This is a genomic window from Opitutus sp. sgz309028 (assembly GCF_059821195.1).
In genome coordinates, this window is record NZ_JCAMRR010000001.1 from 1,371,112 (window position 1) to 1,396,128 (window position 25,017).

Genomic DNA, 25,017 nt, shown 5'->3' on the forward strand with positions numbered 1-25,017 from the left:
GCGCGTCCGTGTTCCCCGCTACCTCGCCATGAAATACCTTGTTTCCACCCTGCTTGCGCTCGGCGTTTCCGCCGGCGCCTTCGCCCAAAACTCCACCTCCGCGGCCCCGCCACTCACCGCCTCCGCGGTGATCCGCGGCGACCAGCCGGGCGCCGTCATCAACCGCAATCTCTACGGCCAGTTCGCCGAACATCTCGGCCACTGCATCTACGGCGGCATCTGGGTCGGCCCGGACTCGTCCATCCCCAACACCCGCGGCATCCGCAACGACGTCGTCGCCGCGCTCAAGAAGATCCAGATCCCCGTCCTCCGCTGGCCGGGCGGCTGCTTCGCCGACGAGTATCACTGGCGCGACGGCATCGGCCCGCGCGAAAAGCGCCCCGCCATGATCAACACCCACTGGGGCGGCGTCACCGAGAACAATCACTTCGGCACGCACGAGTTCATGGACCTCGTCGAGCAGCTCGGTTGCGAAGCCTACATCTCCGGCAACGTCGGCAGCGGCACCGTCCAGGAAATGATGGAGTGGGTCGAATACCTGACCTCCGACGCCGACTCGCCGCTCGCCAATCTCCGTCGCGCCAACGGCCGCGACAAGGCCTGGAAAGTGAAATACTTCGGCGTCGGCAACGAAAGCTGGGGCTGCGGCGGCAACATGACGCCCGAGTATTACGCCAACGAATACAGGCGCTATAACACCTTCGTCAAAAACTACGACCGCGCCAACCCGCTCTACCGCATCGCCTGCGGCTCGAACGGTGAGGACTACAACTGGACCGAGGTCCTCATGCGCGACGTCGGCCGCCGGATGGACGGTCTTTCGCTCCATTACTATACGCTTCCGAGCGGCAGCTGGCGCGGCTCGAAAGGGTCCGCCACCCAGTTCGGCGAAACCGAATACTTCGCCACCCTTCGCAACACGCTGCGCATGGACGAACTCGTCACCCGCCACAGCGCCGTCATGAACAAATACGATCCCGAGAAAAAGATCGGTCTCGTCATCGACGAATGGGGCATCTGGACCGACGTCGAGCCCGGCACCAATCCCGGCTTCCTCTACCAGCAGAACACGCTCCGCGACGCCATCCTTGCCGCGCTCAACTTCCACATCTTCCACAAGCATGCCGATCGCGTCTCGATGACCAACATCGCGCAGATGATCAACGTGCTCCAGGCGATGATCCTCACCGACAACGAGAAGATGGTCCTCACGCCGACCTACCACGTCTTCGAGATGTTCAAGGTCCACCAGGACGCCACCCACCTGCCCGTCCAGCTCCTCACGCCCGACTACACCGTCGGCGAGGAGCGGATCCCCGCGGTCAGCGTTTCCGCCTCGCGCGACAAGGCCGGCAAGGTCCACGTCTCCTTCGCCAACACCAACCCGAACGCCGACGTCACCGTCGCCTGCCGGCTCGACGGCATCCGCGCGACGTCCGCGCAGGGCCGCGTGCTCACCGCGCCGGCGGTCAACTCGCACAACACCTTCGCCGCCCCGCACACCGTCGAGCCCGCGCCGTTCAAGGACGCGCAGCTCAACGGCGACACGCTCACGGTGAAGCTCCCCGCGAAATCCGTCGTTGTCCTCGAACTCTGAGCCTTGACGATCCCTCGCGCCACGGACTCGTTGCGTCCGTGATGCGGTTTTTCCTCAGCTCGATCCTTTGTTTCATCGCGTGCACGGCCTCCGCCGTCGCACGCGATTTTTTTGTCACCGCTTACGGCGCGACCGGCGACGGCCGCACACTCGACACCGCCGCGATCCAGTCCGCGCTCGACGATGCCGCCGCGCAAGGCGGTGGTCGCGTCGTCCTGCCCGCCGGGGTTTTTCGCAGTGGCTCGATCTTCCTCCGCTCTGCCGTCGAACTTCATCTCGCCGAAGGCGCCGTCCTGCTCGGCTCCGATAACATCGAGGACTATCCCAAGCGCCTCACGCGCATCGAAGGCCAGCGCGTCGAATGGCGGCTCGCGCTCGTCAACGGCGAACACCTCGAACGCGTCCGCCTCACCGGCCCCGGCACGATCGATGGCAACGGCGCCGTCTTCTGGACCGCTTTCTGGGAACGCCGCCGAGCCAATCCCGCGTGCACCAATCTCGAAGTCGAGCGCCCGCGGCTCCTGTTTCTCGACGACTGCCGCGATATCGAGCTGCGCGATTTCACCGCGCAGAATTCCGGTTTCTGGAATCTCCACCTTTACCGCTGCCGCGACGCTCTCCTGGAAAATCTGCGCATCCTCGCGCCCACCACCGGCGCCGCGCTCCTCGCGCCCAGCAGCGACGGCATCGATCTCGATTCCTCGCAACGCATCACCGTCCGCCACTGCACCATCGCCGTGAACGACGACTGCATCGCGCTGAAAGGCACGAAAGGTCCACACGCCGACCGCGACACCGACAGCCCTCCGGTCGAAGACATCTTGATCGAGGACTGCGATTTCGCGGCCGGTCACGGCACGCTCACGTGCGGCAGCGAAGCAACGGTCGTGCGTCGCGTCACCGTGCGGCGCTGCCGCGTCGCCGGCGACGCCCATCTCGTGCGGCTCAAACTCCGCTCCGACACGCCGCAGCGCTACGAGGACTTGCTGTTCGAAGACCTCCAGCTCGACGGTCGCGCACGCGTTTTCGACATCGGTCCGTGGAAGCAATTCTTCGATCTTCGCGGCGAAGCCCCGCCGACGCACCACGTCGCGCGCTTGACGCTGCGCCGGATCCGCGGCCATTTCGGCGAGCTCGGCCGGATCGTGGGCAACCCCGGCGACACGTTTGCCGCCTTCCGGCTCGACGACATCGAACTGACTTTGAAGAAGGATGCGTTTCGCCGCGACCCGATCGATGGCTTCGCGATCGAGCGCGTCACGATCAACGGTCAGCCGCTGTCGCCATGAGCCGCCGACCGCCCGCGGACAGTCCAGCCGAATTCCCCTTTCATCCGCATCCAACGGCGACAGCCTGCCCCGCAATCCCTCCGCCCCGATGCATCTCCGCCGTTTTTTCCTTTCTGCCTTCCTGATCCTCGCCGGGTTTGCGAGCGCTTCCGCCGCTTCGCCCGCGGAATCCGCGCGCACGTCGCCGCTCGCCGCGCCGAAACCGCTCTTTCGCGACCCGGTCTTCGACGGCGCCGCGGATCCCGTCGTGATCTGGAATCCCACCGTGCAACGCTGGTGGATGTTCTACACGAACCGGCGCGCCAACGTTCCCGGCCTCTCCGGTGTCGCCTGGGTGCACGGCACGAAGATCGGCCTCGCCGAGTCCGCGGATCACGGCACCACGTGGAACTATCTTGGCACCGCCGACATCGAGCTGCCGCCGGAGTTGGGCGGCGCCGAGCCGACCTTGTGGGCGCCGGACGTGATCACCGGGCCCGACGGCACGCATCACATGTTTCTCACCGTCGTCCCGGGTGTATTCGAAAACTGGCAACACCCGCGCGCCATCGTCCACCTCACCAGCACCGACCTCCGCACCTGGCGGAATCCGCGGCCGTTGACGCTCGCCTCCGACCGCGTGATCGACGCCTGCGTGTTTCCGCTGCCGGACGGCGGCTGGCGGCTTTGGTATAACAACGAACGCGACCGCAAATCCATTTACTACGCCGACAGCGCCGACCTCGTCACTTGGACCGACCGGGGCAAATGCGAGGGCGTGGGCGAGCGCCCTGGCGAGGGCCCGTATGTTTTCCGCTGGCGTGACCATTATTGGATGATCGTCGACCTCTGGCGCGGGCTCGGCGTGTATCGGTCCGACGACCTCACTCACTGGACCGCGCAGGAGGAAAACCTCCTCGCCACGCCCGGTCGTGGACCTGACGACGGTGTCAACGGCGGCCACGCCTGCGTCGTCGTGCGCGACGATCGCGTCTTCTGTTTTTATTTCACGCACCCCGGCCGCGCCGGCACGATCAAGCCCGAGGACAAGGACTCGCTCGACCTGCGCCGCAGCTCGATCCAGGTCGTGGAACTCCACGAGCGCAACGGCCGCCTCACCTGCGACCGCGACACGCCCACCTTCGTCGATCTGCGCTGAAAGCCGAGCCCACGGAACACACGGATCTCAAATCCATTCACTCTGTGAGTTCTGTGGCTGCTCCTGAAATTGAACCACAGATTGCACAGAGCGCACGGATCCAAGCCTCTGTACTCCCGTGCATTCCGTGCATTCTGTGGTCAAAACTCTGAGCTGGTCCCGTTTCCGTCGCCCGCGAGGCCCTTATCCCTCAAATTGAACCACAGATTGCACGGAGCACACAGAATCCAAGCCTCTGTACTCCGTGCATTCCGTGCATTCTGTGGTCAAAACTCTGACCTGGTCCCGTTTTCCGCCGCCCACGAGGCCCTTATCCCTCAAATTGAACCACAGATTGCACAGAGCGCACGGAATCCCAATTCTTCTACTCCGTGGTCATAACCCCGAACGTGAAACTCAACGAGCTCACCGAGAAGATCATTGGGGCCGCGCACAAGGTGCTCTTTGCGCTTAAGCCGGGGCTCGACGAAAAGCTCTACGAACGCGCCCTCGTCCTCGAACTTACCAGGCAGGGCTTTCGTTGCGATTCCCAGAAACCGTTTCCCGTTCATTACGATGGTGAACTCATCGGGACGCTCGTTCCGGACCTGATCGTTGAGGAAACCGTGATCGTCGACCCGAAAGTAGTCGTAGCCTTCAACGATACTCACCTCGCACAGATGCTGGGCTACCTCAATATCACCGGTCTGAAAACCGCGCTCCTTTTGAATTTCAAAAATGCCACCCTCGGCATCAAACGCGTCTCCAACTAGGCACCCGGTATCCACATTCTGATTCCGTGCACTCCGTGCATTCCGTGGTCAAAACTCCGGAATCAAACCACGGATTGCACGGCGTGCGCAGAGTTCGAAGGTAAGTTCACCGGTGGGCCCTACCCCTCCCGCAAATTCCGCGCAGCGTTCTCCTTCGACTTCGGGCGTGACGTGACGATAAGTAGGAAGCGTCCCATGAGCGACATTCGCTTCGTCGAACCCGCCCCCACGATCCAGCTGCACCTGCCGGACGGCCGCACGCTCGAAGGTCCGCGCGGCGCGACCGCCGAAACGCTCCTGCAGCCGATCGCCGGCACCCTGCCCGCGGCCCTCGTGGGCGTGCTCGTCAACGGCGAGCTGCACGACCTCACGTTCCCCATCGAACTCGAGGCGCGGATCCGGCCGGTGACACTCGGCGAAGCCGACGGCGCCCGCATCTACCGGCGCTCGCTCACGTTCCTGCTGCAGACCGCTTTCACCCGATTGTATCCGCAAGCCGCACTCACGATCGATCACTCGCTCGCGTCCGGCGGTTACTTTTGCAACGTCAGCGGCCGCGATCCGCTGCTGCCGGAAGAACTCGCCACGCTCGAAAACGAGATGCGCCAGCTCGTCGCCCTCGACCTGCCGTTCGAGCGCCTCGTGGTCAGCGTGACCGAAGCGATCGCGATCTTCGAAAAACAGAACCAGCCCGACAAGGCGCGGCTGATGCGCTACCGCCGCAAGCCCACCATCACGCTCTACCGGCTCGGCGACTGCATCGACGACCGCCACGGCTTCCTGGTGCCGTCCACGCGCTACCTCACGCAGTTCGATCTCGTTGCGATCAATGGCGGCTTCGCGCTCCGCTATCCGCGCCAGCACTCGCCCGACAAGCTCACCCCGCTCACGAGTTACCCGAAACTCCTCGCCTCGTTCCGCCAATACGGCGCGTGGCTCGACCGGCTCGGCATCGGCCACGTCGGCGCACTCAACGACGCGATCCAGTCCGGTCGCAGCCGCGAGGTCATTCTCGTTTCCGAAGCCTTGCACGAGCAGACGATCGCCGAGATCGCGCGCAAAATCGCCGATCGCAGCGCGCAGGCGCGACTCGTCCTGATCTCGGGACCGTCCTCGTCGGGCAAGACGACCTTCTCGCGCCGGCTCGCCGTGCAGCTGCTTACGCTCGGGCTGTCGCCCTACACCCTCGAGCTGGACAACTATTTCGTCGATCGCGCGTTCACGCCGCGCGACGCCGAGGGCAAGCTCGATTACGAGACGATCGACGCCCTGCACCTCGCCCAGCTCGGCGAGCACCTCGAACGGCTCCTCGCCGGCGAGGAGGTGCAGCTGCCGCGCTACAACTTTCAAGAGGGGAAACAACTCCCCGGCGACGTCGCTCAGCTCGGCCCCGGCCAGCTGATCATCCTCGAAGGCATTCACGGCCTGAATCCGCGGCTGATCCCGCCCGCGCTCGCCGCCCAGTCGTTCCTGATCTACGCGTCCGCGCTGACGCAGCTGAACCTCGACCGCACCAACCGCGTCTCCACCACCGACACCCGCCTCATCCGGCGTCTGGTCCGCGACGCGCGCGACCGCGGCTACAACGGCAACGACACGATCGGCCGCTGGGAATCCGTTCGCCGCGGCGAGAAGCTCCACATTTTCCCGTATCAGGAAAACGCGCACGTGATGTTCAACTCCGCGCTCGCCTACGAACTCTCCGCCCTGCGCCCGCTCGCCGAACCGCTCCTGCGCCAGATCTCCCCGCGCTCGCCGGAATATGTCGAGGCCCGTCGGCTGCTCGCGTTTCTCGAATGGTTCTCGCCGATGGACCCCGAGTTCATTCCCGACCATTCGATTCTCCGCGAATTCATCGGCGGCTCGATCCTCAAGGACTTCAGGGTGTGGGGCGTTTAGGGCATCTCCACGGCCCGCGAGCCTTGCCTCGCCCTCTCGCCGAACCGAACCTCGATTCATGCGTCTGCTCCACCTGCCGTTCGTTTTCGCCGCCATTCTCCTGCAGCTGAGTTCCGCCGCCGCCGCCGCACCTGAGCGACCGAACATCGTCTTCATCCTCGCTGACGATCTCGGCTACGGCGAACTGGGCAGCTACGGACAGACGAAGATCCGCACGCCGCACCTCGACCGCCTCGCCGCCGAGGGGATGCGGTTCACGCAATTTTACGCCGGCAGCACCGTCTGCGCGCCGTCGCGCAGCGTTCTCATGACCGGCCAGCACTTGGGTCACACGACGGTCCGCGGCAACGCCGGTGCGGGCAATCTCGCCGCACAAACCCTCCGCCCCGGCGAGCCCACGCTCGCGCGGGTGTTACAGAAAACCGGATACACCACCGCGCTCGTCGGCAAATGGGGCCTCGGCGAAACCGGCACCAGCGGCGATCCGAACCGGCAGGGTTTCGATTACTTCTTCGGCTACACGAACCAGACTCACGCGCACAATCACTACCCCAATTTCCTCTTTCGCAATGGCCAGCGGGTGAAGTTGCCCAACGACCTCGTGCCGGTCGGCGAGGTTGAGGGCGTCGGCTACGCCACGAAACGTCTCGTCTACGAGGGCGACCTCTTTGCCCGCGAGGCGCGCCAGTTCGTCGACGCGCACCGCGAGCGGCCGTTCTTCCTGTTCCTCTCGCTCGTCTCGCCGCATGCCAACAACGAGCGCGCCCGCGAGCTCGGCGACGGCCATGAGGTGCCCGACCAGGGCCAGTATGCGCTCGAACCATGGAACGACTCCACCCGCAATCACGCGCAAATGGTCACGCGCATGGACCGCGATATCGGCGAGTTGATGGCGCACCTAAAAAACATCGGTCTGGACGAACGTACGCTCGTGATTTTCACCAGCGACAATGGACCGCACCAGGAAGGCGGCCCCGATTACGATCCGGCGTTCTTCGACGTCAGCGGGCCGTTCAGCGGACTCAAACGCGACCTCACCGAAGGCGGCATCCGCGTGCCGTTCATCGCCCGCTGGCCCGGTCGCATTCCCGCCGGCGCCGTGTCGGCGCAGGTCGGCTACTTCGGCGACATGATGGCGACTTTCGCCGATCTCGCCGGCGCGCCGCTGCCGCCTGATCGCGACAGCATCAGCCTCGTGCCGACGCTGCTCGGCCGCGGCACGCAACCGCAGCACGAGTTTCTCTATTGGGAATTCTACGAGAGCGGCGTCAGCCAGGCCGTCCTGCTCGAAGGTCGGTGGAAAGGTATCCGGCTGAAAAGCCCCGACGCGCCGCTGCAGCTCTTCGACCTCGCCGCCGATCCCGCCGAAACAAAAGACGTCGCCGCGGCGCACGCCGACGTCGCGCAACGCATCGCCGCGATCATGCACGACGCGCACGTGCCCAACGAACACTGGCGCCTGAACGCCGCACGCTGAGGCGCGTCGTCTCGTTTTCGGACGGTTCAGCCGTTTTCGTCCGCGCGGCGCGGCGGGTTTGCCGCTTCCTTCATTGCGTCATGCCCCGCTTTTGTCGCGTTTTCGTTCTCCTGTTTTCCTTCGCGGCGTGCTCGCTCGCCCGCGCGGACACCTCCTCTCCTCCCGCCGCCGAGTTCGTTCTCGCCGATCAGCAGCAGGCCATTCCGTTCTGGATCGAAGCCTCGACCGATCGCGCCATCGCGCGGGCGGCCGACGATGTTCGCAGCGATATCGCCCGCGTGGCGGATGCCCGGCCAGCCTTACTCGGGGAATTGCCCACGACGCCGCCGCGGCAGCTGGTGCTCGCCGGCGTGGTCGGCCACAGCGCTGCGATCGACCAACTCGCCCGCTCCGGGCGGCTCGATCTTTCCGCCCTTCGCGGCGCGTGGGAAAGTTTTGTGCTCGCGACCGTCGAAAATCCGTTTCCCGGCGTCGATCGCGCGCTGATCGTCGCCGGCAGCGACCGCCGCGGCGCGATCTACGGACTCTACGAAATCTCCGCCGCGATCGGCGTTTCGCCCTGGCATTGGTGGGCCGACGTCACACCGCCGCCCCGCGCTCGCCTCGCGCTCCCCGGCGAGTTTCGTCGCTTCGGTCCGCCGTCGGTGAAATATCGCGGCATCTTCCTCAACGACGAGGACTGGGGCCTTCAGCCGTGGGCCGCCAAAACCTTGGAGCCTGAAACCGGCGACATCGGCCCCAAAACCTACGCGCGACTGTTCGAACTTCTGCTGCGCCTGAAGGCCAACACCGTCTGGCCCGCCATGCATCCCACCACGCGCGCGTTCAATCATTACCCGCGCAACAAGGAGGTCGCCGACGCCTACGGGATCGTCATGGGGTCGTCGCACGCCGAACCGATGCTGCGCAACAACGTCGACGAGTGGACCGCGCCGAAGGAGGACTACAACTACGTCACGAACCGCGCGGGCGTCCTGCGTTACTGGGAACAGCGCGTCGCCGAAAACGGCCGCTACGAGAACATCTACACGCTCGGGATGCGCGGTATTCACGATTCGAATATGCAAGGCCCGACCACCGACGCGGAGCGCATCCGCGTCCTCGAACAGGTGTTCGCCGACCAGCGGGCGCTGATCGCGCGCTACGTCCGGCCCGACGTCACCGCCGTGCCCCAGATGTTCTGCGCCTACAAGGAAGTGCTCGATCTCTACCGCCAGGGCCTGCGCGTGCCGGACGATGTCACGATCGTCTCGCCCGACGACAATTTTGGCTACATCCGCCATTTCCTCAGCCCCACGGAGCGCACGCGACCCGGTGGCGGCGGCGTTTACTATCACCTTTCATATCTCGGCCGGCCGCTCTCCTACCTGTGGCTCGGCACCACGCCGCCGGCGCTGATCTGGACGGAAATGCACAAGGCGTTCGAACACGGCGCCGACCGGATCTGGATCGCCAATGTCGGGGATCTGAAACCCGCCGAGATCGGCACCGAGTTTTTCCTCCAACTCGCCTGGGACATCCGTCGCTGGCAGCCCGACACTCTGCCGCAATTCCTGGAGGAGTGGGCCGCTCGCGAATTCGGCGCCGACTCGGCGCCGGAGATCGCGGCGATCTTGAACGAGTTCTACGTGCTCAACTTCGCGCGCAAACCCGAGCACCTGCAGTGGTGGCTGCCGCGCGAACCCCGCCGGTTCAATAATTTCACCGACGCGGAAATCGACCAGCGCCTCGCCGCGTTTTCCCGGCTCTCCGCGCACGTCGCCGCGCTCCGGGCGCGGATGGCTCCGTCACGCCAGGACGCGTTTTACGAACTCGTCTACTATCCCGTGGTCGGCGCCGCCTTGGCCAACGAACGCTTTTTCGCCGGCGAGCGCGGCGCGCTCGACGTGGCTCGTTCAGCCGACGCCCGGCTGATCGGGGAAACGCGCTATTTCAACGAAGAGCTCGCCGGCGGAAAATGGCGCGGGTTCATGACGCTCGAGCCAGCCAGCAACGAGTGGGCCTCCATGCGTATCGCGCCGTGGTCGCCGCCCGCCGAACCGCGTCCGGCCATCCCCGCGTCCGCACCCGGCACGCGTCTCACGCTCGACGCCGCCGAGTTCGTCTCGGCCGCGCCGCGCGGCGGTGCCGTCTGGACCGTCGTGCCCGGACTCGGCCGCAGCGGCCGGGCCGCGACGCCGCTGCCCACGACGTTCGCGTCCGTCGACGCCGGCGACGCCACCGCGAGCGCGCCGCGGCTCGACTACATCGTCACGTTTCCCGCCGCGGGCACGTTTCGCCTTGAGCTCGAGCTGCTGCCCACGCATCCGCTCGATGGCCAGTCCCAGCGACTCGCGGTCGCGCTCGACGACCAACCGCCCGTCGTGATCACACTGGGCAACGACGATGGCAGCGCGCGCTGGGCGCAGGGGGTGTTGAGCAACGTCCGCACCGCCGCGACCTCGCTCAACGTCACGCGCTCCGGCGCGCACACGCTGCGCCTCTTCGCGCTCGATCCGGGAATCGTGCTCGACCGGCTGAGCCTCGATCTCGATTCGCCGCAGCCGTAACGACGCTTTCGTGATTTTCGTTCGGAGCGCGGAATCGTAAACTCACCGCCGATGAAGCAGCCCACCCGCGACGAACGCGATCGCATGTGCACCCGCAAGCGCCGCTATCGCACGCAGGCCGACGCGCTCGATGCCGCGTCGCTGGTGGGCTTTGCCCGTGAACGCACGGCGTATCGGTGTCCGCTCTGCGGCTTCTGGCACCTCACCAGTATTTCCCGCGGCCGCTCGCCGCGCTGATCCAACCCTCGGCGCGAAGGTGCGGAGCAACGGCAAGATCCGCGAAGGCCGACGTTAATCCTCTTCGCGAAACGTCGCCCCGTCGCGTCTCCGCGCTTTCTCCGAAACCGTCGTCGCCCCCCTCGCGGTTCATCGCGTGTGGCATTCGCGCACGCAGAAATAGCATCCGTTGACCTGCGGAAAATGACGCCGCGCGTCCTTCATGGCTTCGTGACACGAATAGAATTCGCCGAGGTAAATGCGGTCGTGCGGCTCGGGCATGAACTGGCAGCCATGCTTGTGCACTTCGTGGTCGCCGTTGAACTGCGCGGTCTTGCTGACGTAATAGGGGTCCATCGCCATCGCCGCCCCGGCGCAGCGCCCATCGTTCCGCGGGGCGATCGCAGTCTCGCAGATGACACGTTTTCTGGCTCCGCAGTTCTTGGCGGGAACGCGCCGCGCGTTGCCGGAGCCATCCCTTCACCGCCCGCTTCCTGCCACCGCATTGCCCTTGTCTGAAGCGGGCGGGTGAAAGAGACTTGAGCTGCCCGCCCGCCGCGACGCGCCGTCGTTCGCTTTTGTTGGGCCGCCGCCGGGACGGACGCTTCTCCCCATGAAAACCTCCGTGCGTTGGCTCAAAGCCATCGTCTGCCTGCTCGCCCTCGACTTCGTGCTGCCATCGATCGCACCCGCCGCCGATGACACAATCCCGCTCGATTCCGCCGTCCGCCTCGGCCGGCTCTCCAACGGCCTCACTTATTACATCCGTAAAAACGTAAAGCCCGAGAAACGCGTCGAACTCCGCCTCGCCGTTAACACCGGCTCCGTGCAGGAGGACGACGACCAGCTCGGCCTCGCGCATCTGATCGAACACCTCTGCTTCAAGGGCACCAAGACGTTCCCGAAAGCCGACCTCATTCACTACCTCCAATCCGTCGGCGCCAACTTCGGCCCCGATATCAACGGCTACACGACGTTCGACGAAACCGTTTACCTGCTGACGCTCCCGACCGACAAACCCGACATCCTCGCGAACGGCCTCAAGATCATGCGCGACTGGGCCAGCGACATCACCTTCGATCCCGCCGAGATCGATCTCGAGCGCGGCGTCGTCGTCGAAGAGTGGCGCCTCGGCCGCGGCGCGCAGCAGCGCATGATGGACAAGGCGCTGCCCGTCCTCTTCAAGGGCTCGAAATACGCCACGCGCCTCCCGATCGGCACCAAGGAATCGATCGAGGGCATGAGCTACCCGACGATCCAGCGTTACTATCGCGACTGGTATCGGCCGGACCTGATGGCGTTCATCGTCGTCGGCGACATCGATCCCGACCAGATCGAGCAACAGATCCGCACGGAGTTCGGCGCGATCGCCGCCCCGACGCAGGATCGCGCGAAGGAAACGTATCCAGTTCCTGATAACGACGCGCCGCTCTACGCGATCGTCTCCGATCGCGAGAATCCCTACAACCTCGTCGTTCTCGCCTTCAAGACCGAGCCGCCGCGCTACGAGACGTCCGCCGATTACCGCCGCCTGCTCGTCGAGCAGCTTTTCGTGCAATTGATGAACCTGCGCCTGGCCGAGCTCACACAGAAGCCGAACCCGCCGTTCATCATGGCGCGCGCCAACTACAGCCGCCTCTGGGTCCGCCAGAAGGGCGCCTACCAGCTGTTCGCCGTCGTGCCCGACAACGGCGTCAGCCGCGGACTCGCGTCGGTGCTCACTGAAAACGAGCGCGTCCGCCTGCACGGTTTCACGCCCGCCGAGCTCGAGCGCGCCAAACAAACCCTGCTGCGGAGCGCCGAGCAGCGCTTCATCGAACGCGAGAAAACCGAGTCCGCCCAGCTCGTGCAGTCCTACGTCGCGCATTTCCTCATGAACGATCCCGCACCGGGCGCGGAATTCGATTATCGCTTCGCGCAACAACACCTCGGCGGCGTCACGCTCGACGAGGTCAACCAACTCTCCGCCAAATGGATCACGCCGCAGAACCGCGTGATGCTCGTGCAGAGTGTCGAGAAACCCGACGTGAAGCTGCCCGCCGAAGCCGAATTGCAGGCCGTCGTCGCCGAGGTCGCGCAGTCGAAGATCGAAGCCTACGCCGAGAAACAACTGCCCTCGCAGCTGATCGAAAAAGCCCCGCCTCCCGGCAAAATCGTCGGCCGCAAAACCATCCCCGAAGTGGGCGTGACCGAGCTGGAGCTATCGAACGGCGTTCGCGTCGTGCTCAAGCCCACGACGTTCAAGAACGACGAGATCGTTTTCAGCGCGTTTCGTCCCGGAGGCCAGTCGGTGTTCCCCAACGACTATCACCTCGCCGCCATGCTCGCCGCCGCCTGCATCGACGAGAGCGGCGTCGGACCGTTCAGCAAACCGGACCTGCGAAAAATCCTCGCGGGCAAGGTCGTGAGCGTCACCCCGAATCTCTCGACCTACTTCGACAACGTGAACGGCAGCTGCTCCGCCAAGGACCTCGAGAGCGCCCTGCAGCTCACGCATTTGTATTTCACGGCGCCGCGCGCCGATCCGGCCGTTTACCAGTCCGTCATCGATCGGCAGCGCGCGATCCTCAAGAACGTCCTGCTCAATCCGCAGTCCGCGTTCTTCAACGAGGTCGAAAAAATCCGCTACCGGAATCACCCGCGCAATCCCAACGTCCTGCCGAGCGACGAGGACTGGGCGCAGATCACCTTCGATAAGACGTTCAACGCTTACCGCGCACGCTTCGGCAGCGCCGCCGGTTTCACCTTCGTCTTCGTCGGCGCCTTCACGGTCGACGCGCTCTCACCGCTGCTCGAAACGTATCTCGGGAGCCTGCCCGGCCGGGCCGCGCCCGCCGGCTGGCGCGACCTCGGGATCCGCCCGATCACGGGTCCGTTCGCCGAAAAGATCCAGCGCGGCTCCGATCCGAAAAGCCTCGTGGTGCTCGGCCTCGAAGGCCCCGCCGCCTACACGCGCGACGAGGGACACGTGCTCTGGTCGCTCGGCAACATCCTCGAGCGCGCGATGATCGACAAACTCCGCCTCGAGCTCGGCGGCGTCTACTACGCCAACGTCAACGCCGGCATGGATCAGGTGCCCTACGCGCACTACCGCTTCGACCTCATGATCCCGTGTTCGCCGGAGAACGTCGACAAGCTCATCGCCGCCGCCGAATCCGAGATCAACCGGATCCGCACCTCGGGCCCCACGCCGGACGAGATCCAGAAGGAAGTCGAGACGCAGCGGCGCAACGTCGAGAAGGACAACGAAAACAACAACGCCTGGCGCTGGAAACTCGACAAGATCTACCGCGACCACGAGACCTTCGGCCGCGCCGCACATCCGGAGGAGCTGATCGCACTCGTCACCGCGCCCAATCTCCAGCACGCCGCGAACCGCTACCTCGACCTGAAGCAGGCCCTCCGCTTCACGCTGTATCCAGAAAGCAAATAAGCGTGTTACCGCCGGTTGAGGCGCGCGTCAGTCGCGAGCCGGCATCTCCAGCGGAATGATCGCGTGACGACGCAACTCGACGCCGCGCAAAAAGGTGAGGATCGCCCGCTCGCCGATCCGGTCGCCGGTCAGCTGCTTGTGCAACGCATCGACCGACGGCGTGGCCGCGCCATCGAGCGAGATCACGATGTCGCCCTCGACGACTCCCGCCCGCGCCGCCGGGCTGCCGGTTTCGATCCCGGCCACGAGCACGCCCGTTTCCTGAGTCAACCGGTGATGCCGCACAAGCTTCCGCAGCAAGGGCACGTTCTGCCCCGCCACGCCAATGTAGCTCCGCCTGATCCGGCCATCCTTGATCAGCCAGCCCGCCACCCAACGCGCCGTGTTGCTCGCAATCGCGAAACAGATGCCTTGCGCCGGACGAATGATCGCGGTGTTCACACCGATCACCTCGCCGCGGGCATTCACGAGCGGCCCGCCCGAATTGCCGGGATTCAGCGCCGCATCCGTCTGGATCACGTTGTCGATCAGCCGTCCCGATGCGCCGCGCAGCGAACGCCCGAGCCCGCTCACGATGCCCGCGGTCACCGTCTGCTGGAAACCCATCGGCGAGCCGATGGCGATCGCCACCTGTCCTGGCCGCACCGAGGCGCTGTCCGCGAGTCGGAGAAACGGAATCTCGTCCGCCGCCCCGACGCGCAAGACCGCGAGGTCCGTGTCCGGATCGTCGCCGATCAAATCTGCGGTGAGCTTGCGCCCATCGGCCAGAAACACCTTCAACTCACGGGCGCCATGAACGACATGGCTGTTGGTCAACAAGTAACCGTCCGGCGAAATAAAGAACCCCGAACCCGAGCCTCCCGACGCCGCGGAGCCGCGAACTTCGATGTGCACCACGGCGGGATGCGCCGCCGCGACCGCACCGGAGACCGCATCCGAATAGGCGTCCAGCAACACTTCATCCCCCGACTCGTTCGAGACCGGCGTGAAATCGACGTTCATGATGCGGGCAAGAAGCTCCGATCGCCCATTTCCGCAAATCGTCCGCCGGCGCCAGCCGGTTCACGCCGACCGCGCGGTTTCCGCCTCCGCGATCCTCGCCCGCAGCGCGACCAGCCGTTCTCTCGCTCGCGCGAGGCGGCGGTCGAAGCGCACCAGTGGCGTGACCTTCGTCTCGCAGCGCGGCCAGAGCGGCAAGGCTCCCAATGTTGCGTCCAACTCGTCCGGCGACCCGGCGCGCATGACAAAGGCAAACGCCGTCCCCGCCGCCGCCGGGCCCCCGGCCACGATCCGGCCGGACTCGTGCAGCCGCTGCAGCCCCTCAAGCGTGGGCAGCACGAAGCGTTCGCTGAACGCCAGCGCCTCCGCCGGCGTGGGAATCACGCTTACCGGCACCAGTTTCATTTCGACCAGATAATGCATCTCCGCGCCGCGATCCGTTTCGTTCAAGGTTTCCATTTTCAATCTGTAATTGGTTTTTCGTGACAGTCGTCGTCTTCAGGCCGCCAGGGCCGAGAGCGGCTCGATCTCGCGGGCGCGTCGCAGCGCGCGACCCCACCAGCGCAGCTGCGCCAGCATCAGGTGCAGCGTCCGGCGGGGACGCTCCGGGGCGAGCAGCGCGCCGTCCGGCCCGAAGCGCTCCCAGGCGCTCGTCAGCGCCACGCCATCCCGCACGGACACGGCGTTGAAACCGGCAAACACCTGCCGCAGCTGCTCGACCGCGCGGATCCCGCCGGACATCCCGCCGTAGGACACGAAACCGACCGGCTTCGCCTCCCACTCGTCATGCGCCGCATCGACGATCGCCTTCAACGTCGCCGGGAAGCTGTGATTGTATTCCGGCGTGACGATCACGAACGCGTCGGCGCGCGCCAACCGTTCGCGTAGCGCCGCCACGGCGGGATCCTGCTCGCCGGCGAAATGCGCCGGCAGGCCCAGCGTCAGCGGATCGACCACATCGATCGTGAATCCGGCCTCGCGGCGCATCTCCTGCACGACCCAGCCGCCGACTTTGTCAGCGAGCCGGCCTTCGCGCGCACTGCCGTAGATCACGGCCACATGGAGCGGCGCGGGCGCCGCTCCGGATTCGGAAGAGGTGTTCATGGATTCGTGAGTTGACACGCCGCGACGCTACGACCTCAACCTTACTTGAGGTCAAGAGGTGCACCATGAAATCCTGCGAGCGAGGAACGTTTCCCCGGGAGCTGACGGTCGGCGAGGTCGCGAAGCGCAGCGGCGTCGCCGTCTCCGCAATTCATTTCTACGAGGCCAAGGGTCTCATCCTGAGCTGGCGCAACGCCGGCAACCAGCGCCGCTACCCGCGCGAGGTCCTGCGGCGCGTCGCCATCATCAAGGTCGCGCAACGCCTCGGGTTTCCGCTCGCCGAAATCCGCCGCGCGCTCGATGCCCTGCCGCAGGGCCGCACGCCGACCGCGCGCGACTGGGCGCGACTCTCCGTGCGCTGGCACGCCGAACTCGACGACCGCATCGCACGACTCACCAAGCTGCGCGACCAGCTCACCGGCTGCATCGGTTGCGGCTGCCTTTCCATGAGCGACTGCCCGTTGCGCAATCCGTTCGATGAGCTCGCCGAAGAAGGCGCGGGGCCGCGGCTCCTCGAACCCTGATGCCTACGGTTTTTTTGCCGCTGTCACAAAACGAATCCCGGTTTCGTCCTTATTGGCGTATGAGCACTCCATCTCCCTCTCCTTCGCACGCGCCTCGCGTCAATTACCGCACGGCCTCGCCGCTCGTGATCCCCGCCATGCGCGGATTGCAGGACGCCGTGAACCGCTGCGGTCTCGAGCATTCCTTGCTCGAGCTCGTGAAACTGCGCGCGTCGCAGATCAACGGCTGCGCCTTCTGCATCGAGATGCACTCGCGCGAAGCCCGCGCCGCCGGCGAACGCGACGACCGCCTCCACCTCCTCAACGCCTGGGAGGAAGCCGGCGTCTACACCACGCGCGAGCTTGCAGCGCTCCGTTGGACGGAAGCGTTGACCCGGCTTTCCGACGGCCCGGTGTCCGACGCGCTGTTCAAAAGCGTGCGCGCCGAATTCTCCGAAGAGGAACTCGCCAACCTCACCCTCGCGATCGTCGCCATCAACGGCTGGAACCGCTTCAGCGTCGGCTTCCGCGTGCCGCCGCGTTTCGCGGGCTGAACGCGTATCCGCCGGTGACCGACACGTTTCTCGAGCACCGTCCGCTCCTGTTCGGCATCGCCTACCGCATGCTTGGCAGCGTCGCCGAAGCGGACGATGCCGTGCAGGAGATTTACCTGCGTTGGCAAAAACAGGACGCCACGCGGCTCGACTCCGCACGCGCGTGGCTGATCGCCGCCACCACGCGCTGGTGCATCGATCAGCTCCGCTCCGCGCGGCGTCAACGCGAGGACTACAAGGGCCTCTGGCTGCCCGAGCCGCTGCTCGACGCGCCCGCGGCTCCTCCCGGGCGCGCGGGCGCACTCGCGGATTCGTTGAGCATGGCGTTCATGTTCATGCTCGAGCAGCTCTCGCCGGTGGAACGGGCCGTCTTCCTGCTGCGCGAGGCGTTCGATTTCGATTATTCGGAGATCGCGGAAATGGTGGGCAAAAGCGAAGCCAACTGCCGGCAGCTGTTCAGCCGCGCCCGCCGCACGCTCGGCCGCCGCGACGAACCGATCGCCGAGCCGGAGCCGCCGCGCCAGGCCGAGGAGATCGTGCAACAATTCCTGCACGCGTGCACGACCGGCAACCTCGGCGAACTGCTCGCCGTGCTCACCGACGATGTGGTCCTTTATTCCGATGGCGGCGGTCGCGTGCCGTCGGCGCTCCGTCCGATCGTCAATGCCGATCGCGTGAGCCGCTTCTTCCTCGGCATCGGCAAGCGCGGCGCGTTTCACGGCGAATCCCGGCTCGCGCAGGTCAACGGCACCGTGGGCGTGCTCCTGCGGCGCCGCGACGGCCGCCGCAGCGTCACCGCGTTCGCGCTGCACGGCGGTCGCATCCGCGCGATCTACCTCGTCAACAACCCGGAAAAGCTCCGGGGCGTCGACTGACGCTCAGCTCTTCTTCGAGGTCGTGACGAAGACGGCACCGATCACCCGGCGCACGTTGTGGCTGTCGCATTTTGGACAACGGATTTCGCGCTTCCGCTCCTTTTCCATGTGTTCGGTGATCGTGAGTTCGAGCGAGAACGTGTGCTCGCAGTCCGCGCAGCGATAATCGTATTCCGGCATAACTCCTCCTGGGCTTTGACCGGAGTCTGACGGATTGCGCCTGCGCCGGCAATCCCGCGGCCGGACCGTCACCAGCCCAGTTCCTGCCGCACGTATTTCGTCGCCGGGCTGCCGCGCGAGAGCAGGCGGTCGTGGTAACGCTTCAAATCGAAGTTCGCACCTTCGCGCCGCTCTACCTCGGCGCGGAGGTCGTCGTGCTCGACCGCGCCGACGAAATACGTCGAGAGCTGCGTGGAGCTCTGACACGCCCGCCGCCACTTGCCGACCGCCTCGCCTTCCTCCTGGAATCCGCGCCGGATCATCAGCTCCAGCGCCTGCTCCTCGGTCATGCCGGCCGTGTGCACCCGGTTGTCGAGGATCGCATTGATGATCGCGCGCAACCGCATCTTCAGCTGCTGCATCTTCACCTTCGGCCCCCCAAAACCCGCCTCGGCCATCACCCGCTCCGCGTAAACCGCCCAGCCTTCGATGAACGTGCCGCTCGCAAACACCGCGCGCACGAGCGTCGGCGCCCGAAACCGGTTCGAATGCGCGATCTGCAGGTAATGCCCGGGCATCGCTTCGTGCACCGCGAGGTCGTGCAGCATGTAATCGTTGTATTCGCGAAAAAACGACGCTTTGCGCTCCGGCGTCCAGTCCGCCGGCGTCGGCGACACCGTGAAGAACGTCTCGCCGTCCGGCTCCAGCGCGCCCGGCGAATCGCAATAAGCGATCGCCACCCCGCGTTGAAACTCCGGCAGCACGATGATCTTGAGCGGCGTGTCCGGCACCGTGACGAAATCCTGCGCCCTGACGAACGCCGTCGCCGCGTCCGTGATCTCACGCGCCCGCGCCACCACCGTGTCGTCGTTCGCGTGTTTCGCCGCGAGTTGATCCAGCACCGCCTTGATCACCCGCGCGCGATCAGCCTGCTCGCGTTCCCCGGCCTCCGGATGCGTCTGGCGAAACAACGGCAGCGCCGTCGCGTAGATCTCCTCCGTCGTGCGGTCGAGTTCGCGTTCCGCCCGCGCGAGGATCTCCTCGGGCGAAAGTTCCGACGCCAGTGCGAACCGGAGTTTTTTCCGAAACCGTTCCGCGCCGAGACGAAAGTCGCCGTCGGCCCGCGGCAGCACCTCTTGCTCGAGCCAGCCTTTGTAATCGGTGAGCGCGGCGATCGCCGTTTTCTGCGCTGCCGCGATCTCCTCCCGAAGCGGTGGCGCCGACGCGATCAGCGGCTCGAGCTCGTCGCGCACCAGCGCGATCGCGCCGGCGGTCTGACCGATCGCCGTTTGCGTGTGAATGCGCGGTGGATGGCGCAGCGTCGCTTTGATCTGCGCGACCACTCCGGGAATCGCGTTCAACCGCGCGATCGCGCTCCGCAGCCGCGTCTCCGCCGGCGCGAACTCCCGCGCCGTCAGCAGATAAATGCTCGTCGCGAGGCTGTCGTTATACGAAAGCGGATTCCACTCGTGCGGCCGCTCCTCCACGAGCGTGAACAACATTGATTCCAGCTCGAGCGCGAGGATCTGCGCATCGACACGATTCGGGCCCGTCAGCGCCGCGACATCGATCTGCTGCAGCGCGGCCCGTTGCGCGCGCAGCTCTTCCTCCCGCGCCTGCAAGGCGGCCGGACTGAAATCCGTCAGCTTGCCATCGAACCGATGATCGCCGAGCTGGGTGGCCGTTTCCGGCCGCGCCCGCAGGAGCGCCTCGATGCATTCGCCGGCGAGTCTCTCGAAGGCCGAGTCCGCCGGTGTCCGCGTCTGTGCCGCACCCGTTTCGCCCAGCAGCAGCGTCACCGCTGCGAGTCCGCTCAGCCACCCACCGAAACGAAACTTCATGGCGCAGGCTAGCCCCGCCCCGTCTCGTTCACAACGTCCGTTTTTCCTCGGGCATCATGGTTGACTGTAAGGCAAACGCCTCGTTGCCGCGCGTCCCGGCCGGCGCAGAGTTCACGTTGCGATGCTCCGCCCCGTTTCCCTCTTCGCCACCCTCGGTCTCTTCTTCCTGCTGCTGGCCACCGCGCCCTTCGTCGCGTCCGCCACCCCCGCCGAGCCGCCCAATCCGCTCATCCGCCAGCGCGCGGATCCGTGGATCCTCCGGCACACGGATGGCCTTTACTATTTCATCGCCACCGTGCCGGAATACGACCGGCTCGAGCTGCGGCGCGCGCCGACGATCGCGGGCCTCCCCGACACCGAGCCGAAGATCATCTGGCGCAAACACACCACGGGTGTCATGGGCGCGCACATCTGGGCGCCCGAGCTGCATTTCATCGACGGCAAGTGGTTCATCTACTTCGCCGCCGGCGAAGCCGAGAAGGTCTGGAACATCCGCATGTTCGTGCTCGAAAACGCCTCCCCCAATCCGCTGGAGGGCGAGTGGATCGAGCGCGGCCAGCTCAAGACCAACTGGGAATCGTTCAGCCTCGATGCGACGACCTTCGCGCACCGCGGCAAGCGCTATCTCATCTGGGCCCAGCGCGACCCGAACGTGAAGAACAACACCGACCTCTATATCGCGGAAATGGATACGCCGACGTCGATCGTCGGCCGCCAGGTCCTGCTCTCGCGGCCCGAGTTCGACTGGGAAAAGGTCCGCTACGCCGTCAACGAGGGTCCCGCCGTCCTGATCCGCCACGGCCGCGTGTTCGTCGCCTACTCCGCCGCCGGCACCGGCGCGGAATACTGCCTCGGCCTGCTCAGCGCCGACGAAAACGCCGATCTCCTCGATCCGCGCTCGTGGACGAAATCGCCCGCACCCGTGTTCGCGACGAGCGAGGAAAACCGGATCTTCGGTCCGGGTCACAACAGCTTCACGGTCGCCGAGGACGGCACGACCGACGTGCTCGTTTATCACGCTCGCAGCTACCGCGACATCCCGGGCGATCCGCTCCGCGATCCCAACCGTCACACCCGCGTGCAGCCCCTCGCGTGGCGGGCGGACGGCATGCCGGATTTCGGCGTGCCGCGGCCGGATACGCCGCCGAAGTTCGGCACCTATGCGCGCAGCGAACTCTGGGCGCGCGACGCCTGCATCTATCCGGATCCGGCCACGCAGACCTACCTGATGTATTTCTCCTCGCGCGGACCCGCCGGCCGCGCGGCCGTCGCCGCCTACACGAGCAAGGACCTCGAACACTGGACCGGCCCGACGTTCGTCTTCGAACGCCCGGAAAAGTGGTGGGCCGACCGCGGCATCTGGGCGCCGGAGATGCACGCGTATCGAGGAAAGTATTACCTGTTCCTCACCTTCGATTCGTCGCACCTGTTTCCCGAGCAATGGCGTAATTGGCTGCCGCGGGTGAAACGCGGCTCGCAAATCCTCGTCGCCGATTCGCCGCTCGGTCCGTTCCGGCCCTTCGCCAACGGCCCCACTTTGCCCGAGGACATGATGACGCTCGACGGCACGTTGTGGGAGGAGGACGGCGTGCCCTACATGGTGTTCTGCCACGAGTGGGTGCAGATCAAGGACGGCACCGTCGAGATGATCCAATTGCAGGACGATCTCTCCGCCACCGTCGGCGAACCGCAGCGGCTCTTCGACGCCAGCGACGCGCCTTGGGCCGTGAAAAACCCGGATCACGGCGGCCGCGTCACGGATGGTCCGTGGCTCCACCGCACGCAGGGCGGCAAGCTCCTCATGCTCTGGTCGTCGTTCACAAAAGACGGCTATGCCGTCGGCCTCGCCACGTCCGAGTCCGGCAAGCTCGCCGGACCGTGGCAACAATCACCCACGCCGCTCTATACCGACGACGGCGGTCACCCGATGCTCTTCCGCCGTTTCGACGGCCAGCTGATGCTCGCGCTCCACCGGCCCAACCGCCAGCCCCGCGAGACGCGTGAGGTGTTCCTCGAAATCGAGGAGCGCGACGACACCCTGGTCTTGAAACATCCCTGACGCCGCGCCGCCCGGGCGGCGTTCTCCTTTCTGCCATGCGCCCGCTCCTCCTCCTTGCCCTGCCGCTCGCGCTCGCCGCCGAGCCGCTGACTCTCACGCTGCGGCAATCGCCGTCCGCCGATACCTCCGGTTTCGCCATGGGCACCGCGCGCAATCCCGCCGGTTCGTCGCTCACCGTCGACAGCCGCAGCCTCCTGCTCGACGGGCAGCGTTGGACGCCCGCGATGGGCGAGTTTCACTATTCGCGTTATCCCGCCGACGAGTGGCGCGAGGAGCTGCTCAAGATGAAGGCCGGCGGTATCGACATTGTGGCGACGTATGTCTTCTGGATTCACCACGAGGAGATCGAGGGCGAATGGAACTGGCGCGGCTCCCACGATCTCCGGCGCTTCATCGAGACGGCGCGCGACGTCGGCTTGAAAGCGATCGTGCGCTGCGGTCCGTGGTGTCACGGCGAGGTGCGCAACGGCGGCCTGCCCGACTGGATCGTGCGTCGCGGCAACGTCCGCTCCGACGATCCCGCCTACCTCGCCAGCGCCACGAAACTCTACCAACAAATCGCCGCGCAACTCCGCGGTCTGCTGTGGAAGGACGGCGGCCCCGTCATCGGCATCCAGCTGGAAAACGAATACGGCGGCCCGGCGGCACACCTGCTCACGTTAAAGCGCCTCGCGCGCGAGGTCGGCCTCGACACGCCGCTCTACACACGGACGGGCTGGCCGGCGTTGAAAACGCCGATGCCGTTCGGCGAGATTCTTCCGCTCTACGGCGTTTACGCCGAGGGCTTCTGGGATCGCGAGCTCACGCCGATGCCGGGCAACTACTGGGCCGGCTTTCATTTCTCGCAGCTGCGGACCGACGCCAACATCGCCAACGAGGCGCTCGGGCGTCGCGACGTGCAGGACGATCCCGACGTCTGCCGCTATCCGTATCTCACCTGCGAGATCGGTGGCGGCATGATGAGCAGTTATCACCGCCGCATCCTCGTCGATCCCCGCGACATCGAGTCGACCACGCTCGTGAAGCTCGGCTCCGGCAGCGTCTCCCCCGGCTACTACATGTATCACGGCGGCACGAATCCCGAGGGCCGCCTGACGACGCTGATGGAGGAGCAGTCCACGGCGATCACCAACTGGAACGACATGCCGGTGAAAAACTACGACTTCCAGGCGCCGCTCGGCCAATACGGCCAGATCCGTCCGCAATATCATTCGCTGCGACGGCTGCATTATTTTCTGCACGACTACGGTTCCGACTTCGCGAACATGGCCGTCGCGCTACCCGACGCGCGACCATCCGGACGCGACGATGCGACGACGCTGCGCTGGTCCGCGCGCTCCGATGGCCGACGCGGTTTCGTTTTCATCAACAACCACGAACGCGGCCGCGAGCTGCCGGCGAAAACGGGCGTGCAGTTCTCACTGCGCGTCGCCGCGGACGACGCCGCGCCGCTCGTGTTTCCCTCGCAGCCGATCACGATCCCGCCGCACACCGTGGCGCTGTGGCCGTTTGAACTCGATCTCGGCGGCGTCACGCTCGCCTATGCCACCGCACAACCGGTAACGCACCTGACGCAGGACGGTGTGCGCACGCTGTTCTTCGCCGCCACGCCGGGCGTGCCAGTGGAATTCGCCTTCGATGCGGTCGAGGGCATCGAAACCTTTTCCGGCGAAACGCTCCGCCGCGGTGAACGCACCGTAATCCGCCATCTTCAGCCCGGCCGCGCGATCGCCCTGCGGCTGAAAACCGAAACGGGCGCGCTCCAGATCGTCGTGCTCGACGAAGCCGACTCGCTCGCACTGTGGAAGGGTCCGTGGCTCGGCCGCAACCGGACCTTCCTTTCGCACCACGAACTGGTTTTCGACCGCGATGCCGTGCGGGTTCGCCAGTCGCCCGGATCGCGCGATGCAAGTTCGCTCCTCGTCTATCCTGCGCCCGAGAAGACCGGTGACGCCGCGGACGGCCTGTTCTCGCGCGTGCCGTTGAGTTTTCCTTCGCTTCCGTCCGTCACCTGCCGCATCGAGCCGCTTCGAACCGCGGGTCCGCTGCGCGAGATCCAACTCGGGCGGTCGCCGAAGCCGGTCGCCGCCGCGCCGGTCGACGCCGACTTCGCCGCCGCCGCGGAATGGCGGATCGTCCTGCCGCGCGATCTCGACCTCGCCGCGGACCCCCTGCTCCGCTTGCGCTATCGCGGCGATGTCGCGCGCATCCGGATTGGCGATACGTTTGTGATGGACGATTACTACAACGGCGAACCGCTCGAAATCGGGCTCGCGCGCCACGCCGCGCAATTGCGCGACGGCGAGCTCACCGTCGTCGTGCTGCCCCTGCAGCGCGGTGCGCCGATCTTCCTCCCGTCCTCCGCCCAGCCGGATTTCCGCGGCTCCGATGCCGTCGCCGAGTTGCTGGACGCCGAGATTGTTTACCGGCCGGCCACCGAGCTCACGCGCGCGTCAAATCCCACCGCCGCCCGCTAAGCGCGCCGCCCGCCGCCGCTGGCTGACGAAGCCGCCAACCCACGAGAAACCGCTCTTCCTCAAACGACCGGACCGCGTCCGTTAACCGCGGAAAGC

20 protein-coding genes are annotated in these 25,017 nt (G+C 65.8%); 14 read left to right on the forward strand and 6 right to left on the reverse strand.

The genetic code is table 11. From position 1 onward, the window contains the following. The first annotated feature begins 28 nt into the window (after positions 1 to 28). The 8 genes from AC6RV7_RS05250 to AC6RV7_RS05285 all read left to right on the forward strand — a co-directional run bounded on the left by AC6RV7_RS05250 (position 29) and on the right by AC6RV7_RS05285 (position 10,938). Positions 29 to 1,597 (forward strand): alpha-N-arabinofuranosidase, encoded by a 1,569-nt coding sequence (locus AC6RV7_RS05250; RefSeq protein ID WP_500092853.1) that lies wholly within the window; start codon positions 29 to 31, stop codon positions 1,595 to 1,597. Positions 1,598 to 1,638: 41 nt separating this feature from the next. Next, on the forward strand, positions 1,639 to 2,886 hold the full coding sequence (locus AC6RV7_RS05255) for a glycoside hydrolase family 28 protein (RefSeq protein ID WP_500093009.1): 1,248 nt from the start codon (positions 1,639 to 1,641) through the stop codon (positions 2,884 to 2,886). 88 nt (positions 2,887 to 2,974) lie between these two features. After that, entirely contained in the window at positions 2,975 to 4,024 is a 1,050-nt protein-coding gene (locus AC6RV7_RS05260) for a glycosyl hydrolase (protein ID WP_500092854.1), read from the forward strand. A 371-nt stretch (positions 4,025 to 4,395) separates the two neighbouring features. After that, positions 4,396 to 4,776, forward strand: a complete 381-nt coding sequence (locus AC6RV7_RS05265; RefSeq protein WP_500092855.1) for a GxxExxY protein — start codon at positions 4,396 to 4,398, stop codon at positions 4,774 to 4,776. A gap of 195 nt (positions 4,777 to 4,971) precedes the next feature. Beyond that, positions 4,972 to 6,675, forward strand: coding sequence for a uridine kinase family protein (locus AC6RV7_RS05270; RefSeq protein WP_500092856.1), 1,704 nt, complete (start codon positions 4,972 to 4,974; stop codon positions 6,673 to 6,675). A 58-nt stretch (positions 6,676 to 6,733) separates the two neighbouring features. Further along, positions 6,734 to 8,152 carry an arylsulfatase gene (locus tag AC6RV7_RS05275; RefSeq protein ID WP_500092857.1) on the forward strand — a complete coding sequence of 473 codons (1,419 nt, stop codon included), beginning with the start codon at positions 6,734 to 6,736 and terminating at the stop codon, positions 8,150 to 8,152. Positions 8,153 to 8,232: 80 nt separating this feature from the next. Beyond that, positions 8,233 to 10,701, forward strand: a complete 2,469-nt coding sequence (locus AC6RV7_RS05280; RefSeq protein ID WP_500092858.1) for a glycosyl hydrolase 115 family protein — start codon at positions 8,233 to 8,235, stop codon at positions 10,699 to 10,701. Between the two features lie 51 nt (positions 10,702 to 10,752). Further along, positions 10,753 to 10,938 carry a hypothetical protein gene (locus AC6RV7_RS05285; RefSeq protein ID WP_500092859.1) on the forward strand — a complete coding sequence of 62 codons (186 nt, stop codon included), beginning with the start codon at positions 10,753 to 10,755 and terminating at the stop codon, positions 10,936 to 10,938. Positions 10,939 to 11,067: 129 nt separating this feature from the next. Here the strand turns inward: AC6RV7_RS05285 and AC6RV7_RS05290 are convergent, their stop codons facing one another. Next, a complete protein-coding gene (locus AC6RV7_RS05290; RefSeq protein ID WP_500092860.1) occupies positions 11,068 to 11,274 on the reverse strand; it encodes a hypothetical protein in 207 nt (68 codons plus the stop codon). Between the two features lie 256 nt (positions 11,275 to 11,530). Between AC6RV7_RS05290 and AC6RV7_RS05295 the strand changes: the two genes are divergently transcribed. Further along, positions 11,531 to 14,350: a M16 family metallopeptidase gene (locus AC6RV7_RS05295; protein ID WP_500092861.1), complete on the forward strand. Its 2,820-nt coding sequence runs from the start codon at positions 11,531 to 11,533 to the stop codon at positions 14,348 to 14,350. 27 nt (positions 14,351 to 14,377) lie between these two features. Here AC6RV7_RS05295 and AC6RV7_RS05300 read toward each other — a convergent pair whose 3' ends face one another. Genes AC6RV7_RS05300 through AC6RV7_RS05310 form a run of 3 tightly spaced genes read right to left on the reverse strand, consistent with a single transcriptional unit; the run spans position 14,378 to position 16,453 of the window. Next, a complete protein-coding gene (locus AC6RV7_RS05300; protein ID WP_500092862.1) occupies positions 14,378 to 15,352 on the reverse strand; it encodes a S1C family serine protease in 975 nt (324 codons plus the stop codon). 60 nt (positions 15,353 to 15,412) lie between these two features. Next, complete coding sequence (locus tag AC6RV7_RS05305) at positions 15,413 to 15,808, reverse strand: muconolactone Delta-isomerase family protein (protein ID WP_500092863.1); 396 nt, start codon at positions 15,806 to 15,808, stop codon at positions 15,413 to 15,415. 39 nt (positions 15,809 to 15,847) lie between these two features. Then, on the reverse strand, positions 15,848 to 16,453 hold the full coding sequence (locus AC6RV7_RS05310; protein ID WP_500092864.1) for an NADPH-dependent FMN reductase: 606 nt from the start codon (positions 16,451 to 16,453) through the stop codon (positions 15,848 to 15,850). A gap of 65 nt (positions 16,454 to 16,518) precedes the next feature. Between AC6RV7_RS05310 and soxR the strand changes: the two genes are divergently transcribed. The 3 genes from soxR to AC6RV7_RS05325 are packed head-to-tail and all read left to right on the forward strand — an operon-like array spanning position 16,519 to position 18,385. After that, the gene (soxR, locus tag AC6RV7_RS05315; RefSeq protein WP_500092865.1) at positions 16,519 to 16,977 is read left to right on the forward strand and encodes a redox-sensitive transcriptional activator SoxR; all 459 of its coding nucleotides are present in this window, start codon (positions 16,519 to 16,521) and stop codon (positions 16,975 to 16,977) included. 59 nt (positions 16,978 to 17,036) lie between these two features. After that, the gene (locus tag AC6RV7_RS05320; protein ID WP_500092866.1) at positions 17,037 to 17,510 is read left to right on the forward strand and encodes a carboxymuconolactone decarboxylase family protein; all 474 of its coding nucleotides are present in this window, start codon (positions 17,037 to 17,039) and stop codon (positions 17,508 to 17,510) included. A 14-nt stretch (positions 17,511 to 17,524) separates the two neighbouring features. After that, the gene (locus AC6RV7_RS05325; protein ID WP_500092867.1) at positions 17,525 to 18,385 is read left to right on the forward strand and encodes an RNA polymerase sigma-70 factor; all 861 of its coding nucleotides are present in this window, start codon (positions 17,525 to 17,527) and stop codon (positions 18,383 to 18,385) included. A gap of 3 nt (positions 18,386 to 18,388) precedes the next feature. Here the strand turns inward: AC6RV7_RS05325 and AC6RV7_RS05330 are convergent, their stop codons facing one another. Next, entirely contained in the window at positions 18,389 to 18,565 is a 177-nt protein-coding gene (locus AC6RV7_RS05330) for an FmdB family zinc ribbon protein (RefSeq protein WP_500092868.1), read from the reverse strand. 68 nt (positions 18,566 to 18,633) lie between these two features. Beyond that, entirely contained in the window at positions 18,634 to 20,385 is a 1,752-nt protein-coding gene (locus AC6RV7_RS05335; protein WP_500092869.1) for a DUF885 domain-containing protein, read from the reverse strand. Between the two features lie 121 nt (positions 20,386 to 20,506). Here AC6RV7_RS05335 and AC6RV7_RS05340 point away from each other — a divergent pair, with 121 nt between their 5' ends. Together AC6RV7_RS05340 and AC6RV7_RS05345 are read left to right on the forward strand one after the other, a co-directional pair. Continuing rightward, positions 20,507 to 22,444 (forward strand): family 43 glycosylhydrolase, encoded by a 1,938-nt coding sequence (locus tag AC6RV7_RS05340; protein WP_500092870.1) that lies wholly within the window; start codon positions 20,507 to 20,509, stop codon positions 22,442 to 22,444. A 35-nt stretch (positions 22,445 to 22,479) separates the two neighbouring features. Beyond that, entirely contained in the window at positions 22,480 to 24,921 is a 2,442-nt protein-coding gene (locus AC6RV7_RS05345; RefSeq protein WP_500092871.1) for a beta-galactosidase, read from the forward strand. Positions 24,922 to 25,017: the final 96 nt, after the last annotated feature.